The 16,177-nt window shown below is 72.4% G+C and carries 16 protein-coding genes; 8 read left to right on the top strand and 8 right to left on the bottom strand.

Annotation, left to right across the window (positions count from 1 at the left end; all coding sequences use genetic code 11):
• Positions 1-96 precede the first annotated feature (96 nt).
• The 3 genes from hemE to hemQ are packed head-to-tail and all read left to right on the top strand — an operon-like array spanning position 97 to position 3,295.
• Entirely contained in the window at positions 97-1,182 is a 1,086-nt protein-coding gene (gene hemE, locus ABZ738_RS10455; RefSeq protein WP_131056946.1) for a uroporphyrinogen decarboxylase, read from the top strand.
• Between the two features lie 5 nt (positions 1,183-1,187).
• A complete protein-coding gene (gene hemG / locus ABZ738_RS10460) occupies positions 1,188-2,597 on the top strand; it encodes a protoporphyrinogen oxidase (RefSeq protein WP_357212338.1) in 1,410 nt (469 codons plus the stop codon).
• Positions 2,594-3,295 carry a hydrogen peroxide-dependent heme synthase gene (gene hemQ / locus ABZ738_RS10465; protein WP_131057853.1) on the top strand — a complete coding sequence of 234 codons (702 nt, stop codon included), beginning with the start codon at positions 2,594-2,596 and terminating at the stop codon, positions 3,293-3,295. Before hemG ends, hemQ begins: the two co-directional genes overlap by 4 nt.
• A 235-nt stretch (positions 3,296-3,530) precedes the next feature.
• Here hemQ and ABZ738_RS10470 read toward each other — a convergent pair whose 3' ends face one another.
• From ABZ738_RS10470 to ABZ738_RS10480, 3 genes are all read right to left on the bottom strand, one after another.
• On the bottom strand, positions 3,531-4,559 hold the full coding sequence (locus tag ABZ738_RS10470) for a lytic polysaccharide monooxygenase (protein ID WP_236146023.1): 1,029 nt from the start codon (positions 4,557-4,559) through the stop codon (positions 3,531-3,533).
• Between the two features lie 219 nt (positions 4,560-4,778).
• Positions 4,779-5,219: a GNAT family N-acetyltransferase gene (locus ABZ738_RS10475; RefSeq protein ID WP_357212340.1), complete on the bottom strand. Its 441-nt coding sequence runs from the start codon at positions 5,217-5,219 to the stop codon at positions 4,779-4,781.
• Between the two features lie 221 nt (positions 5,220-5,440).
• Complete coding sequence (locus ABZ738_RS10480) at positions 5,441-5,701, bottom strand: Prokaryotic metallothionein (RefSeq protein WP_131057241.1); 261 nt, start codon at positions 5,699-5,701, stop codon at positions 5,441-5,443.
• A gap of 359 nt (positions 5,702-6,060) precedes the next feature.
• Between ABZ738_RS10480 and ABZ738_RS10485 the strand changes: the two genes are divergently transcribed.
• Together ABZ738_RS10485 and ABZ738_RS10490 are read left to right on the top strand one after the other, a co-directional pair.
• Positions 6,061-6,804, top strand: a complete 744-nt coding sequence (locus ABZ738_RS10485) for a lytic polysaccharide monooxygenase (protein WP_357212342.1) — start codon at positions 6,061-6,063, stop codon at positions 6,802-6,804.
• Positions 6,805-6,896: 92 nt separating this feature from the next.
• Positions 6,897-7,505: a DUF305 domain-containing protein gene (locus ABZ738_RS10490; protein ID WP_357212344.1), complete on the top strand. Its 609-nt coding sequence runs from the start codon at positions 6,897-6,899 to the stop codon at positions 7,503-7,505.
• 42 nt (positions 7,506-7,547) lie between these two features.
• On the opposite strand, the gene msrB is transcribed toward ABZ738_RS10490, so the two are convergent.
• Positions 7,548-7,958: a peptide-methionine (R)-S-oxide reductase MsrB gene (gene msrB, locus ABZ738_RS10495; RefSeq protein ID WP_131052832.1), complete on the bottom strand. Its 411-nt coding sequence runs from the start codon at positions 7,956-7,958 to the stop codon at positions 7,548-7,550.
• 47 nt (positions 7,959-8,005) lie between these two features.
• Here msrB and ligD point away from each other — a divergent pair, with 47 nt between their 5' ends.
• Complete coding sequence (ligD, locus tag ABZ738_RS10500; protein ID WP_357212347.1) at positions 8,006-9,031, top strand: non-homologous end-joining DNA ligase; 1,026 nt, start codon at positions 8,006-8,008, stop codon at positions 9,029-9,031.
• 152 nt (positions 9,032-9,183) lie between these two features.
• On the opposite strand, the gene ABZ738_RS10505 is transcribed toward ligD, so the two are convergent.
• From ABZ738_RS10505 to ABZ738_RS10515, 3 genes are all read right to left on the bottom strand, one after another.
• Complete coding sequence (locus ABZ738_RS10505; RefSeq protein WP_131052830.1) at positions 9,184-9,636, bottom strand: GNAT family N-acetyltransferase; 453 nt, start codon at positions 9,634-9,636, stop codon at positions 9,184-9,186.
• A 194-nt stretch (positions 9,637-9,830) separates the two neighbouring features.
• Positions 9,831-11,357, bottom strand: a complete 1,527-nt coding sequence (locus ABZ738_RS10510; RefSeq protein WP_357212720.1) for an alpha/beta hydrolase — start codon at positions 11,355-11,357, stop codon at positions 9,831-9,833.
• 114 nt (positions 11,358-11,471) lie between these two features.
• Positions 11,472-12,578 carry an ATP-dependent DNA ligase gene (locus ABZ738_RS10515; RefSeq protein ID WP_357212349.1) on the bottom strand — a complete coding sequence of 369 codons (1,107 nt, stop codon included), beginning with the start codon at positions 12,576-12,578 and terminating at the stop codon, positions 11,472-11,474.
• Positions 12,579-12,714: 136 nt separating this feature from the next.
• On the opposite strand from ABZ738_RS10515, the gene ABZ738_RS10520 reads away from it, so the two are divergent.
• Positions 12,715-12,927 (top strand): hypothetical protein, encoded by a 213-nt coding sequence (locus ABZ738_RS10520; protein WP_131052828.1) that lies wholly within the window; start codon positions 12,715-12,717, stop codon positions 12,925-12,927.
• Between the two features lie 29 nt (positions 12,928-12,956).
• Here ABZ738_RS10520 and ABZ738_RS10525 read toward each other — a convergent pair whose 3' ends face one another.
• Complete coding sequence (locus tag ABZ738_RS10525; protein WP_357212351.1) at positions 12,957-13,874, bottom strand: DNA-3-methyladenine glycosylase 2 family protein; 918 nt, start codon at positions 13,872-13,874, stop codon at positions 12,957-12,959.
• A gap of 477 nt (positions 13,875-14,351) precedes the next feature.
• Here ABZ738_RS10525 and ABZ738_RS10530 point away from each other — a divergent pair, with 477 nt between their 5' ends.
• Positions 14,352-16,148 (top strand): stealth family protein, encoded by a 1,797-nt coding sequence (locus tag ABZ738_RS10530; RefSeq protein WP_131052826.1) that lies wholly within the window; start codon positions 14,352-14,354, stop codon positions 16,146-16,148.
• The last annotated feature ends 29 nt before the right edge of the window (positions 16,149-16,177 follow it).

Consider the following 16,177-nt stretch of genomic DNA (forward strand, 5'->3'; position numbering starts at 1 on the left):
AGGCGTTAGCAGGGGGCCCTTCCTTGCACGCCCGCTACGTCACAAAGCCGGCGGTGGGCGCGGGGTGGGGATCGGCCGCGTGGCACGATGGCCGCGATGGCCACCGAGACCACGGGCGACGCCGCCCGAGACGACGCAACCCGCCCCGACGGGCCGGCCGACTCGCCCTTCGTGCGGGCGTGCCGCCGCCGGTCCGTCCCACACACCCCGGTCTGGTTCATGCGCCAGGCCGGCCGCTCGCTGCCGGAGTACCGCCAGATCCGGGCCAACGTGGCGATGCTGGAGTCCTGCCGCCGCCCCGAGCTGGTCACCGAGATCACCCTCCAGCCGGTACGCCGGCACCACGTGGACGCGGCGATCCTCTTCAGCGACATCGTGGTGCCGGTCGCCGCCGCCGGGGTCGACCTGGACATCGTGCCCGGGACCGGCCCGGTGGTGGCCGAACCGGTCCGCACCGCCGCCGACGTCGCGCGGATCCGACCCATCGACCGCAGCGACGTCGGGTACGTCGACGAGGCGGTCCGGATGCTGGTCAAGGAGTTGGGCGACACGCCGCTGATCGGCTTCGCCGGTGCCCCCTTCACGCTCGCCAGCTACCTGGTCGAGGGCGGGCCGTCGCGGACCCACGCCAAGACCAAGGCCCTGATGTACGGCGAGCCCGAGCTGTGGCACGCGCTGGCCGGCCGGCTGGCCGAGGTGACGTTGGCCTTCCTGCGCGTACAGATCGAGGCCGGGGTCTCCGCCGTGCAGCTCTTCGACTCCTGGGCCGGCGCGCTCTCCGAGGCCGACTACCGTCGCTTCGTGCTGCCCCACTCGACGGCCGTGCTCAGCGGGCTGGCCGACTCGGGTGTGCCCCGGATCCACTTCGGGGTGGGCACCGCCGAGCTGCTCGGCGCGATGGGCGAGGCCGGTGCCGACGTGGTCGGCGTGGACTGGCGTACGCCGCTGGACGTCGCGACCGGCCGGATCGGGCCGGACAAGGCCGTGCAGGGCAACCTCGACCCGTGCCTGCTGTTCGCCCCGTGGCCGGTGATCGAGGCCGAGGTGCGGCGGATCCTCGACGAGGGCCGGGCCACCCCCGGTCACGTGTTCAACCTCGGCCACGGCGTCCTGCCGGAGACCGATCCGGAGGTGTTGACCCGGGTGGTCGCGCTGGTCCACGAGCTCTCCGCCCGGGACTGACCGCCATGGCGACGCGGTGGCGGGTGGCGGTGGTCGGCGGCGGCATCACCGGGCTGGCCGCCGCGTTGCGGTTGCGCGACCGGGCCCCCGAGGGCACCGAGATCACCGTGTACGAGCAGTCCGGCGTGATCGGTGGCAAGCTGCGCACCGGCGAGCTGGCCGGCGGGCCGGTGGAGTTCGGCGCCGAGTCGTTCCTGATGCGTGACCCGGCCGGCGGTGAGTCGGCCGCGGTGACCCTGGTCCGCCGACTCGGGCTGGCCGACCGGATCGTGCACCCGACCGTCGGGCAGGCCGCCCTCGCCGTCGACGGCGGGCTGCGCCCGATCCCGGGCGGGACGCTGGTGGGCGTACCCGGGGATCTGGCGAAGGTGACGGCGGTGGCCCGGCCGACGCCGGTGGCCGACCACGACGGCGGTCGGCCGCTGCTCGGCCCGGACGAGGACGTCGCCGTCGGCGCGCTGGTCCGCGCCCGCTTCGGCGACGAGGTGGTCGACCGGCTGGTCGACCCGATGCTCGGCGGCGTGTACGCCGGCCGCGCCGACGACCTCTCACTGGCCACCACCATGCCGGCGCTGGCCCGGGCGGCCCGGACGGAGCACACGCTGCTCGGTGCGGTACGCGCGGCGCAGGCCGCCACCCCCCGCGCCCCCGGCGAGCCGGTCTTCGGCACCCTGTCCGGCGGACTGGGCACCCTGGTCGACGCCGCCGCGACGGCCGGCGGGGCGACCGTCCGGCGCAACGCGGCGGTCCGCGAACTGGCCCCGGTCGGCTCCGGCTGGCGGCTCACCGTCGGCCCCACCCGCGACCCGGAGCACGTCGAGGTCGACGCGGTGGTGCTGGCCGTACCGGCCCGCCCGGCGGCCCGCCTGCTCGCCGAGACGGCCGCCGAGGTGGCGGCGCGGATCGGCGAGTTGGACTACGCCAGCGTCGCCCTGGTCACCCTGGCCCTGCCGGAGCCGGCGCTGCCGGCGCTCTCCGGCTTCCTGGTGCCCGGCACCGAGGGCCTGCTGATCAAGGCGTCCACCTTCTTCACCACCAAGTGGGGACACCTGCGCCGGTCCGACGGGCTGGCCCTGGTCCGCGCCTCGGTCGGCCGCTACCGCGACGAGGCCCAGCTCCAGCGCCCCGACCAGGACCTCGCCGCCACCGTGCACCGGGAGCTGTCGGGGGTGCTCGACACGCCACTGCCCGCCCCGGTGGACGGGCACGTGCAGCGGTGGGGCGGCGCGTTGCCGCAGTACACCCCCGGTCATCTCGACCGGGTGGCCGCCGCGCGGGCCGCGCTGCGGGCGACACGTCCGACGCTGGCGCTGGCCGGTGCGGGCTACGACGGGGTCGGCATTCCGGTCTGCGTCCGCTCCGGCGAGACGGCGGCCGAAGAGATCATCACAGCACTGGAGGGATCGGGCAGATGACCGAGCAGAGCAACGCGGCCCGGCTGCGGGAACTCAACGACACCATCCGCTACACGATGTGGTCGGTGTTCCGGGCCAGCGCGCCGCTGCCGTCACTGCGCGACAACGTGACCGGCGAGGTCGAGTCGCTGATCGAGGAGTTGGCCGGCAAGGACGTCGTGGTGCGCGGCACGTACGACGTCTCCGGTCTGCGCGCCGACGCGGACCTGATGATCTGGTGGCACTCCTCGTCCAGTGACGACCTCCAGGACGCGTACCTGCGACTGCGGCGGACCGCCCTGGGGCGGGCGCTGACCCCGGTCTGGTCACAGATGGCGCTGCACCGGCCGGCCGAGTTCAACAAGAGTCACATCCCGGCCTTCCTGGCCGGCGAGGAGGCCCGCGCCTACCTGTGCGTCTACCCGTTCGTGCGCTCGTACGACTGGTACCTGCTGCCCGACGCCGAGCGGCGTGAGCTGCTCGCCGAGCACGGCAAGATGGCCCGGGGCTACCCGGACGTCCGCGCCAACACGGTCGCCTCGTTCGCGCTCGGCGACTACGAGTGGATGCTGGCCTTCGAGGCGGACGAACTGCACCGCATCGTCGACCTGATGCGTGACCTGCGCGGCTCGCGGGCACGGCTGCACGTCCGCGAGGAGGTGCCGTTCTACACCGGCCGCCGCCGCCCGATCGCCGACATCGTCTCCGCACTCGCTTGATACGCCGGCCGAGGTGTAAGGAAGGGCCCCGTGCTAACGCCTCGTGCATAGCAGGGGACCCCTGCTAACACCAACGCGTAGCGCACGGCACCAACGCGTAGCGCACGGCACCAACGCCCGGCGGACGCCGGCATCGCGCAGCGCAGCCGGCATCGCCCGGCGTGCGGCGGCATCGGCCGACGCGACGAGCCGGCCGGGGCCGCGCCCGAGGGAGTAGGCGCGGCCCCGTCCGGGGTCAGGTGGTCGCCGTGCAGGTCAGCGTCGGTGCGCTCGACCCGCTGCCGGAGGCCAGGAAGCCGAAGGTGGTGCTGGCTCCGGCTCCGAGGCCGCCGTTGTAGCTGACGTTCTGGGCGGTCACCGTCGAACCGCTGGAACTGAGGGTGGCGTTCCACGCCTGGCTGACCTGCTGGCCGCTGGCGTACGTCCAGGTCACCCGCCAACTCCGGATGGCCGCGCTGCCCGCGGTCACCTGCACCTCACCCTGGAAACCACCGGACCAGGTCGAGGTCACCCGGTACGTCGCCGCGCAGGCACCCGCCACCGGCGGTGCGGTGGTCGTCGGCGGCGTGGTGGGCGGGTCGAAGGTCGGCGTCGGCGTCGGCGAGGCCGGCGGGGTGGTCGGGGGAGGCGTGGTGCCGCCACCGAACTGCACGTCGCTGCAGATGTAGTACGACTGGTCCGTGTGGCTGGCCTGCCAGACGGTGAACAGCACGTGCCGTCCGCTGCGACCCGGCGCGTTCACCGGGATCTCGGTGGACACCCCGTCGACCTCGCGCTGCCACTGCGAGGCCGGAGTGTTACCGATCTGGCCGACCAGTTCCAGGTCGGACCAGGCCAGTGGCTTGGTCAGGACGTCGTAGCCCTGCCGGGAGGCGTACACCCGGATGTAGTCGGCACCGTGGCTGGCCTGGTCGAAGAACTTGAGCCGGAAGCTGTTGGCCACCGAGGTGGTCCGCCAGGCGCCGACGGCGTCCAACGCGTTGTAGCGCCCGCTCTCGGTACGGCCTCCGGAGCAGAGCTGGCCGTTCGGGATGGCGCCCTGGTGGTTGCCGGCCACCCCCTCGCGGAACAGGCCGTTCCAGTTCCACATGGCGTTCGGGTTGGCCTGCCAGGCCTGCCAGCACATCGGGTCCTCGGTGGCCATCCGCGGGTTCTGGAAGTCACCGCCCCAGCGCTGCCAGCAGCCGTAGTTGCGGGAGATCGGGTTGGCCACCGAACCGTGCGCGGACACCGGAGCGACAAGCGCTGTGGAGAGCAGCAGCATGGCACCGGCCGCCACACCCAACAGCGACAGTGCCCGTGATTTTCGAACTAGCTTGGACATGGAGCCCCCAGGGGGAGTCGTCGGATCGCGACATCGCCCGGATCGCACGGGAGTTGCCTCTCCCGGCCTGATCACGTTGCCCTGGCTTCGCCCGAAGAATGGCACACACCATCGCCACTGGTCAATTCGATGGTGGGCTGGGCGGGACTGCCCGGCTGCTCAGGCCACGCGGCGCATCGGGGTGTGCGAGATGCCGTCCTCGACGTACTCGGGCCCGCTGGCCGTGAAGCCGTACCTGGCGTAGAGCGCCACCAGGTGTGACTGGGCGTCCAGCACGCAGGGACGGTCACCGATCCGGGCCAGCGCCTCCGTCATCAGCCGCCCGGCGTGCCCGCCGCCGCGCGCCGCCGGGGCCACCACCACCCGTCCGATCCTGGCGACGCCGTCCGGGTCGGCCAGGATCCGCAGGTACGCGACGGGTGCGCCGCCGTGGGCCAGCCAGAGGTGCCAGGTGCCCGGTTCGACGTCCCGTCCGTCGAGTTCCGGGTACGGGCACTGCTGCTCGACCACGAACACGTCGGCGCGCAGGCGTACCAGGTCGTGGAAGGTCCGGGCGTCCAGGTCGGTGAAGCGCGCGACCCGCAGTTCGGTGCTCGACACCCGGCCAGGTTAGGCCGTGCCCGGTCGCGTGAAAGGAGGGGTCCCCTGCTAACGCCTCGTGCATAGCAGGGGACCCCTGCTAACGCGTGGGCCCGGCGGCGCCAGCGTGCGCGGCGGCGCTAGTGCGGTGCGGCGGCGCTAGTGCGGTGCGGCGGCGCTAGTGCGGTGCGGCGCTGGCGCGCGTGGGGCGGCGTTCAGCGGGGGAGCCGTCGCGCGGTGGGTCAGGCGGGGCGGGCGCCGACGGCGTCGCGGATCTCGGCACCCTGCTCCGTCTCCACCGCCCGTGCGCAGTGCCCGCAGCAGAAGAAGCGGCCGGAGACCTCCACGCCGTGTCCGAGGATCTTGACGCCGCAGTGTTCGCAGATGGGGGCCAGCTTGTGGCTGGCGCACTCGAAGCTGTCGAACGTGTGCACGTCACCGCTGACCGTGCGCACCTCGAACGCCAGCCAGTAGTCGTTACCGCAGACCTCACAGGTGGCCACGACGGATCCCTCCAGTTAGAGCCTTTTGTGCAAGTTTGCCCTGATCTCGGCTTGGTGCGACGCGAAATCGCGCTGACTCGTCCGGTTCGCTCGGCGTGTCGCCGACGCGCGTCGGCCACGGCGCGAGGCGTCCGGCCGGGCGCGGGCGGGCCGGTGGGCCGACGTCGGGCGGGCGCTGCCGGCTGATGATCGTGAGGCGGGAGGAAGTGTGGGCGGACCTGGATCGACGCGCGGGCGCGACCTGAGGGGCCTCGGATGCGCGCACCGTGCGTTTTATCGATAGCGGTCTTTACTGTTAACAAGGTTTAAATTATGTTGGTGGCACCTCACCAGGCAACATGCCGAAAGGGAGTGCCGCCATGCGTCGAAGAATCACCCTCCCGCTCGTCGCCGCCGGGGCCATGGTCTCCACCCTGGCCGTCGCGACCCCGGCCCAGGCCCACGGCTACGTCTCGTCGCCGCCTAGCCGCCAGGCGCTCTGCGCCCAGAACCGCGTACCGGACTGCGGCCAGATCCGCTGGGAGCCGCAGAGCGTGGAAGGCCCCAAGGGGCTCCGCACCTGCCACGCCAACATCTCCCACTTCGCCGTCCTCAACGACGACAACCGGGGCTGGCCCGCCACCTCGGTCGGCACCACGGTGACCTTCACCTGGGTCAACACCGCGCAGCACGCCACCCGCGACTGGGAGTACTTCATCGGCAACACCCGGGTCGCGGTGTTCAGCGGCGGCAATCGCCAGCCGGGTCCCACCGTCTCGCACACCGTGAACCTGTCCGGTTACTCGGGCCGTCAGAAGCTGCTGGCAGTCTGGAACATCTCGGACACCGCCAACGCCTTCTACTCCTGCGTCGACCTGCAGGTCGGTGGCGGCGGCAACCCCACGCCGAGCCCGAGCCCGACCACCCCGCCGGCACCGTCGCCCACCCCGACGACCGGCCCGACCACCAACCCGCCGGTCGGGGGCACGTGGACCGCCGGCCGGGCGTACGCCGTGGGCGACCAGGTCACCTACGGCGGGCGCACGTACCGCTGCCGGCAGGCGCACACCGCCATCGCCGGATGGGAGCCGCCGAACGTACCGGCGCTGTGGACCCAGGTCTGACCAGCGTGAGGTGCGGTCGGGCCCGGCCCGCACCGCACCTCGCGCCGGCTCCCCACCCGGCGGTACGCGCCGCCGCGTCCCACCGGCGTGCCGTGCGGTCCGTCGCGTCGCGTCGCTGGCCTGCCGCACTGCCCGCCCTGCTCGTCGTGCTGCTCGCCGTCGGATGCGGCGGCTCGTCCGGGTCTGCCGGGGACCAGGCGCCGAGCGGTACGCCGTCAGCGGTCGCCGCCCCGGCCACGCCCTCCGTCACGACCGAGATGACCGGCATCGACCTGCTGTTCCTGTCGATGATGGCCGGGCACACCGAGCAGACCCTGGAGATCGTCCGGCTGGTGCGGGGCCGGCTGGTCGACGATGAGCTACGGACCCTGGTGGCCGCCATCGAGGTGACCGAGACCGACGAGCTGGCCGACGCGCGTGCCTGGCTGGCGCAGGCCGGTCGCACCGCGCGGGCCGACGATCACGCCGGGCACGGCACCGGCCCGGACCAGTTGGCCCGGCTCCGCGACGCCGCGCCCGGCCAGGTCGACGCGGTACTCGTCGAGGTGCTCGGCGCCCACCAACAGGCCGCCGCCGACCTGGCCCGGGCGCACCTCGCGGCCGGCACCGACGAGCGGGTACGCGACCTCGCCCAACGCGTCGGGCAGTCGCGTACCGCCCAGGTGGCGATGCTGACCGCGCGCCCGGCGGCCGACGGCTGACCCGGCACGACGCGGGCCGACGGCTGGTGCCGCCGGCCGGGGTCAGGCGGTGCTGGGGTCCAGGCGGATGGAGAGCGAGTTCACGCAGTGCCGGGTGTTCTTCGAGGTGAAGCCCTCGCCTCGGAAGACGTGCCCCAGGTGGCTGTCGCAGCGGGCGCAGCGGATCTCGACCCGCCGCATGCCGTGGCTGTCGTCCTCGATCTCGGTGATCGCGCCCGGGATGGCGTCGTCGAAGCTCGGCCAGCCGCAGTGCGAGTCGAACTTGGTGTCGCTCGGGTACAGCTCCGCGCCGCAGGCACGGCAGCGGTACATCCCCGGCGTCTTGGTGTCGACGTACTCTCCGGTCCATGCCGGTTCGGTGCCGGCCTCGCGCAGTACCCGGAACTCCTCGGGGCTGAGCCGGACCCGCCACTCGTCGTCGGTGCGGGGCAGTTCGCTGTCGGGAAGACTCACCGGACAACCGTACGTCGAAGGTCGGACCCATCGCATATGGTCGCGCCATGGCAGGTGCGAAGGCTGCGGCCGAGGAGATCGAGGTCGCCGGGCACACGGTACGGCTCTCCAGCCCGGATCGGGTGATCTTCCCGAAGCGCGGCTTCACCAAGGCCGACGTCTTCCACTACTACCGCAGCGTCGGCGACGGCATCATGCGGGCGCTGGGCGACCGCCCGACGACCCTGCAACGCTTTCCGGACGGCATCGAGGGCGAGATGTTCTTCCAGAAGCGGGTGCCGACGCGGGGTGTGCCGCCCTGGGTGCGTACCGCCGAGATCAGCTTCCCCAGCGGACGCAGGGCGGCGGAGCTGTGCCCGGCGGACCTCGCCCACGTGGCGTGGGCCGCGCAGATGGGCACCGTGGTGTTCCACCCCTGGCCGGTACGCGCCGCCGACGTCGACCGTCCCGACGAGCTGCGCGTCGACCTCGACCCGCAGCCCGGCACCGACTTCGCCCACGCGGCCACCGCCGCCGCCGAGCTGCGCGTGATCCTCGACGAGCTGGGGGCGCCGGGCTGGCCGAAGACCTCCGGCGGCCGGGGCGTGCACGTCTACCTGCGTATCCAGCCGCACTGGAGCTTCGTCGAGGTGCGCCGGGCCACCATCGCGCTGGCCCGGGAACTGGCCCGCCGCCGCCCCGAGCTGGTCACCACCGCGTGGTGGAAGGAGGAACGCGGCGAACGCGTCTTCGTCGACTACAACCAGATGGCCCGGGACCGCACCATCGCGTGCGCGTACTCGTTGCGGGCCAACGCCCGGGCCACCGTCTCCACCCCGGTCACCTGGGACGAGCTGCCCGACGTCGACCCCGACGACTTCGACCTGCGGACCGTGCCGCAGCGGTTGGCCGAGCGCGGCGACCCGCACGCCGGCATCGACGACGCCGCGTGGGACATCACCCCGCTGCTGGAGTGGGCCGAGCGGGACGCGGCAGCCGGCGAGGGCGACCTGCCGTACCCGCCGGACCACCCGAAGATGCCCGGCGAACCGAAGCGGGTCCAACCCTCCAAGGACCGCGACCGCCCCCGCTGACCCGTGCCGTGCCGTGCCGCTGTCGACCCGGTGTGCTCGGCAAGGTCACGCTCGATCCTGGATCGAGTGGCTTTGGAGCGCGCGGACAACCACTCGATCCAGGATCGAGCGGGATCTTGAGCGGCTCACGGGACCGTCGGCCGAGGAGAGGGTCAGATACTGAGCTTCATGCCCTCGTGACTCGGGACGAAGCCGAGGCCGAGATAGAAACGGTGTGCGTCATGGCGGCTCTTGTCGCTGGTGAGCTGCACCAGCCCGCAGCCGCGCTGCCGGGCGCGGTCGATCGCCCAGGTCATCATCAGGCGGCCCACGCCCCGCCCGCGCCGGTCCGAGCGGATCCGCACCGCCTCGATCAACAGCCGCTCCGTGCCGTGCCGGCCGAGTCCCGGGATGTAGGTGAGCTGCATGCATCCCAGCACCTCACCGTCGGCCTCGGCGACGACGAGGTGGTTACGCGGATCGGCACCGATGTCGGCGAACGCCTTCTCGTAGACGGCGTCGACCTCCCCGACGTCACGGGTACGCCCCAACACGTCGTCGGCGAGGAGATCGAGGACGGCGGGTAGGTCGGCCCGGACCGCCTCCCGGAAGAACACGTCGCTCATCCCGCGAGCGTCCCACAGCGGCGCGAACCGATGCGCGGCGGAGCAGCGTCATCCGTCGTTCTGGCGGGTGACGCCCTGTATCACCGCGATCGGGGCGCCGGCGGGTCCGCACTCGACCGGCAGGGGCGGCAGGTGGCCCGGCGGCTCGTCCTCGGTGAGTGGGGCCTCGACGTATCCGGATCTTCCTCGGGTCGCTAACGGGCGGGGCAGCGCTTGCCTTCGGCGGGGACGGTGAGGTCGATCAGGTACGCGTCGACGGCCTCGGTGATGCAGGGCGTCTGCGGGTATGCGGTGTGCCCCTCGCCCTCCCAGGTCAGTACGCGTCCGACGCCGAGCATCTCGGCCAGGGCCGGGGTCTGTTCGTAGGGCGTGGCCGGGTCGCCGGTGGTGCCGATGACCAGGATCGGCGGGGCACCTTCGGCGCGACCGGTGGGGTAGGGGTCGCTGCCGCCGGGCCACTCGGTGCAGGAGATCAGGCCGGTGGCGAGCGCCGGACCGAAGAGCGGGTACTGCGTACGCCACTCGGACTGCAACTGGCGGATCCGTTCCAGGCTGGGGCGTTCCTCGTCGTCGGCGCAGTTGATCGCCGTGTTGGCGTCGAAGAGGTTGGTGTAGCGGCCGTTGTCGTCGCGGTCGGTGTAGTTGTCGGCGAGCTGGAACACCGCGTCGGGGTTGCCCTGGTCCAGCTGGTCGATGGCGCGGGCGAGCTGCCGCCAGCCGGTCTCGTTGTAGAGCGACGAGATGACCGCGTAGAAGATCCAGCCGGAGGTGGCCTCGCGGCCGTCGGCGGAGCGGACGGGGGAGGACCTGGCCTTGTCGATGGCGGAGACGACCGCGGCTCGGGCGTCGGGGGCGATCGGGCAGTTGCCGGCGTTGGCCGCGCACCACCGGCCGAAGTTGTCGAAGGCGCGCTCGAAGCCCTTGGCCTGGCTCTCCGAACCGGCGATCAGATTCTGCCGGGGGTCGACCGCGCCGTCGAGCACCAGCGCCCGCACCCGCTGCGGGAAGAGTTGGGCGTACGTGGCGCCGAGCAGCGTGCCGTAGGAGTATCCGAGGTAGGTCATCTTGTCGTCGCCGACGGCCGCGCGGATCGCGTCCATGTCCCGGGCGGTCTGCTCGGTGGAGTAGAGCTTGAGCTGGTCGCCGTACTTGTCGCCGCAGCTCTGGCCGATCCGCTTGGCCATGGTGACGTAGACGTCGAACTTCTCCTGGCTCTCCGGGTCGGGGTCGTAGCCGAAGACGCCGTCCAGGTCGGCGTCGGAGATGCACTCGACCGGGCTGGACCGGGCCACGCCGCGCGGGTCGAAGCCGATGATGTCGAACCGTTGCAGGATGCTGTCGGGCAGGCCGCCGAACTGCTCGCCGAAGGAGAGGTAGACGGCGGTGTCCACGCCCGAGCCACCCGGGCCGCCCGGGTTGATCAGCAGCGAGCCGATGCGGTTGCGCTGGTTGTCGGAACGGACCCGCAACAGGGCGATCTCGAAGGTCTCGTCGGCACCGGGACCGGTGGTGGCGCCGGTGCCGCCGGCCCAGTCGCGCGGCACCTGGATGCGGGCGCAGTCGTACCGGACGCCGGGGGCGCTGCGTCCGACCAGGTCGTCGGGGACCTCGGGGCAGGCCCGCCAGTCGGGTGCCGTGCCGGGTGGGGCGGCCGACCCTTGCGCCTCGACGTCGGCGCGCGGCGCGAAGGCCGGCAGCGTACAGCCGGCGGTGACGACCATGGCGGCGGTCAGGCCGGCCAGGGTGAGCCGCAGGCGGCGGATCCGGTCGGAAGTACGGGTCACGAGCTGGGCCTCCGTGATCGGGTCGACGGCCGCGGGTCGGTCGGGTGCGGGTCAGTCGGACGCGGATCCCACCGGCACCGCCGGGTCACCCCGCAGGACCTGGTCCACGTCGAACCGCACCGGCCGGTCGAGTTGATCGTATCGGCAGGAACGCGGGTCGCGGTCGGGCCGCCAGCGGACGAACCGCGCGGTGTGCCGGAACCGGTCGCCCTCCATCGCGTCGTACGCCACCTCGACCACCAGCTCCGGGCGGACCGGCTCCCATTCCAGGTTCTTGGTGCCGGTCCACCGGCTGACCCCGCCCGGGATGCGCTGGCCCCGCTCGTGGTCGCCGTGCACCCACGGATGCTCGGCGCCGACGTCGCGATAGGGCGCCAACTCCTCCAGCAGCTCGGCCCGGCGGGCCATGGTGAACGAGGCGCTCACGCCGACGTGGTGCAGCAGACCCTCGTCGTCGTAGAGCCCGAGCAGCAGCGAGCCCACCACCGGGCCGGACTTGTGCCACCGGAAGCCGGCCACCACCGCGTCGGCGGTACGCGCGTGCTTGACCTTGAACATCAACCGCTTGCCCGGCTCGTACGGCAGGTCGGCCGGCTTGGCGATCAACCCGTCCAACCCGGCGCCCTCGAACACGTCGAACCAGCGGCGGGCGGTGTCCGCGTCGGTGGTGACCTGGGTGACGTGCACCGGTGGGCGTACCCCGGCCAGCGCCTGCTCCAGTCGGGCGCGGCGGGTCGGGTAGGGCGCGTCGAGCAGGCTCTCGCCGTCCAGCGCCAGCAGGTCGAAGGCGACGAAGTCGGCCGGAGTGGTCTCGGCCAGCAGTGTCACCCGGGAGGCCGCCGGGTGGATGCGCTGGGCCAGCAACTCGAAGTCGAGCCGGGGCTGCCCGCCGGGGCCGTCCCGGCGGATCACGATCAGCTCTCCGTCGACCGCGCAGCGCTCCGGCAGTTGCCGACGGGCCTGCTCCACCACCTCGGGGAAGTAGCGGGTCATCGTCTTGCCACCCCGGCTGGCCAGCTCCACCTCGTCGCCGTCGCGGAAGACGATGCAGCGGAAGCCGTCCCACTTGGGTTCGTAGGTCATCCCGGTCGCGGTCGGGATCGACGCCACACTGCGGGCCAGCATCGGCTCCAGCGGCGGGTTGATCGGCAGGTCCACGGCGACCAGTCAACCAGACCACACCGACAACGGTGAGGCAGATCACCGCCGCGCCGTGGGCGCGGTGTCCGCCCGTACGCCCTGCCGCCCGGCCCGGGCGAATCAGGAAACCGCAGGTCAGAGCTACTTTCGCGGAGTGTCGGAGTGGGTGTGCGGGTGCTGCGGGCGGTGGCGGGTCAGCGTCGAGCTGATCCAGCGCCGGTACGTGTACCGGCTGGTCCAGCACTATCCGCAGCGCTTCGGCGGGGGCAAGAACGTCCTCGGCGAGGTGGGCTCGGTGCCCGAGCTGGCGGAGCTGCTGCGTCGGCGTACCCCGGTGAGCCTGGCGGACCTGCGCGAAGCCGCCTGATCCGCCCTGCGCGAAGCCGCCTGATCCGGTCAGAAGCGGGCGAAGGAGCGGATCGGCGCGCGGGGACCGAACTTCGGTGCCTGGACGCCGGCGACCTCCAGCAGCCGGCAGACCCGGCCCCGGTGTCCCCGGAACGGTTCCAGCAGCTCCAGCAGCCGGGCGTCGTCACCACGCGGCTCACCGGCCAACGCCCAGGCCACCGTGTTCGGTACGTGGTAGTCGCCGACGCTCACCGCGTCCGCGTCGCCGTACGCCACACGTACCACCTCGGCGGCGGTCCAGACGCCGATGCCGGCGACGGCGGTCAACCGGCGGGTGGCTTCGGCGCTGTCCGCGCAGCGCTCCAGCCGGTCGGCGACGGCGGCGGCCCGGCGCAGGGTCTCGGCCCGGCGCTGTTCGACCCCGAACGGGTGGAACACCCAGTACGGAGTGGCCGCGACGGCGGCCGGCTCGGGCGGCAGCAGCAACGGCACCGGCCCCGGTGCCGGTTCGGCGAAGTGACGGACGGTGGCGGCGTACGCCCGGTAGGCCTCCTTGCCGGTCACCTTCTGCTCGAAGACGGCCCGGAGCACCCGGGGGAAGACCAGGCCGGTGGCGGGCATCCGCAACCCGGCGTGTCGGGCCGCGAGTCGCGCCACCACGGGATGCGACCGGGCCAGATCGGCGAAGCCGGTCAGGTCGTCACGCAGCCCGGCGACGGCGTCGGCGTGCGCGACCAGCCAGTCGCCACCCGGCCCGTACCCGTCGGCCCGCAGCTCGGACCCGGTCCCGCGCAGCGCGAGGGTGCCGGGTCCCGTCGGTGTACGGGTCGCCCACCACAGGGTGCCGTCGACGATCCGGGCGCAGGGATCGTACGGGCTGAAGGTGAGCGGCCGGATCGTGGCGGCCAGCCGGTAGCCGGGTGGCGGGCGCAGCGTCCGGCTCGCGGTCGGCGCGGTCCCGGTCACCACCCCACTCTGCCATCCGGTCCGGGGCGCCGGGGCGGCGCGGTCCGGGGGTGCCCTCGGCGGCGGTGCGCGGGACGACCAGCGGACACCGTCCGTTCACCGCTGGGCCACCTGAACGGCCAGGATTCTTCGGGCAGATACTCCCAAACATAGATGTATCTGGCGAGATCATCGGGCTTCGGCGGCGAGGCCACGGATTCATCGCTGTCCCGCTCCCGGACCCGCTGCTATGGTCCGACCTGCGCGGCACCCGTCCAGTCAGCACCTGACACCGGTGCGTGGTCGAGGAACGGCCGAACGGTCAGCGAATCGATCACCGAGCCGCGCACAACGGGGAGCTGTGCAGAAAGGCATTCGGGGATGACTGCTGGAGCGGTTGTTCGGTCCGGGCGGCGGGAAGCCGTCGTCTCGTCACACCGGCGTCACCACTGACGTGGCCGCCCGGCAGGTGACCCGCCGAACTCGACGGCCGGTCACGTGATAGCGCTGCGCGTCTACCGCCTGCTGCCGCTCGCTGCCCGGCGCCGCCTGCTGCGGCTGCTTCCGGAGCACCGGCGGATCGGCGTCGTGCGTACCCTCACCCGACCTCGCGGCGGCGAGACCCTGCATCCGGTCGGCGCCTCGGTGACCGTCACCGACGACGGCGTCCGCACCGAGGCCGAGGTGGTCGCGGCGGCCACACCGTTGCAGATGTGGCACCGCAACCTGACCGCCGTCACCTCCACCCTGGAGTCCGCCGGCATCGAATACCACTGCGTCCGCAACGACGACTACCTGCGCAGCACCGTGGCGGTGCTGGACGACGAGCAGGACGACCTGCGTGACCTGGTCGGTTCCGCGCCGCAGCTCGCCGGGGCACACGTCCGCGTCGTCGAGGTCCGGCCCGGACGCCACCAGCCCGACCTGGCGCCGACCGAGGTGATCCAGGTGTGGTTCCCGGTGACCGACGTGCGGGCCGGTGTGGTGCTGGGCGCGGAGTTCGCCTGCGAGATCGAGCTGTGGACCCGCGTCGAGGACGTGGTGCGCGCACCCCGGCACAACGCGGTCATCGACGAGGCGCCGGCCGTCGCCGAGCCGGTCCGGGTCGCGGCGGCACTGCTCAGCCACTTCGTGCCCGAGGCCGACGACCACCACTACGGCACCCGCCGTGACCTCGCCGTACGCGCCCCGGACCGGGTCGGGTTCCCGATCGACGCGGTCTTCACCTGGGTGGACGGCTCGGACCCGGAGTGGCAGGAGCGCAAGCAGGCGGCACTCGGCACACCCGGCGACGCGCTGCACGCCATCGCCGCCAACACCTCCCGCTACCACAACCGCGACGAGCTGCGGTACGCGATGCGGGCGCTGCACAGCTTCGCGCCCTGGCTGCGGAAGATCTTCGTGGTCACCGACAGCCAACTGCCGAGCTGGCTCGATCCGAGCCACCCGATGATCACCGTGGTCTCGCACGCCGACCTCTTCGCCGACCTCGGCGGCCTGTCGTCGTTCAACTCGCACGCCATCGAATCCCGGCTGCACCGGATCGACGGCCTGGCGGAACACTTCCTCTATCTCAACGACGACGTCTTCCTGGGCCGCCCGCTCCTGCCCACGCACTTCTTCCATGCCAACGGGATCGCGAAGTTCTTCCTGTCCCCGGCGCAGTTCGGGCTCGGCGAGGCGAAGCCCGGCGACCCACCGGTGAACGCCGCCGGGAAGAACAACCGCCGGCACATCCAGCGGCAGTTCGGGGTGACCATCACGCAGAAGATGAAGCACACCCCGTTCGCCCTGCGGCGCAGCATCATGCACCAGATCGAGGAGGTGCTCCGGGCGGACGTCACCGCCACCGCCCAGCACCTGTTCCGGCACCACGAGGACCTGTCGATCCCGTCGTCGCTGCACCAGTACTGGGCGTACCTGACCGGCCAGGCCGTACCCGCCGACATCGAGTACGAGTACGCCGACCTCGGCCATCCGTCCACCCCGGCCCGTCTCGCCGAGCTGCTGGCGCGCCGCCACCGCGACGTGTTCTGCCTCAACGACACCGATTCGGATCCGCGCGCGTTCGCCGACCAGGAGCGGATGCTGGCCGACTTCCTGCCCCGCTACCTTCCCTTCCCCGCACCGTTCGAACTGCCCGACGACGAGGTGGCGGAACGCCGCACACTGAGCGCCAGCGCACTGTGGCGTGACGCGCAGCAGTCGGTGCCGAGTGCGCGCCAGCCCTCGGTGGACGCTCCGACGCTGCCGAACAGCATGCTCAAGACCCTCGGGAACTTCCGAGCATCCTGAGTCGAGCGCCGGGTCGATCAGTCATCCCG

It is taken from the genome of Micromonospora sp. NPDC047793 (assembly GCF_040642635.1).
GTDB lineage: Bacteria > Actinomycetota > Actinomycetes > Mycobacteriales > Micromonosporaceae > Micromonospora.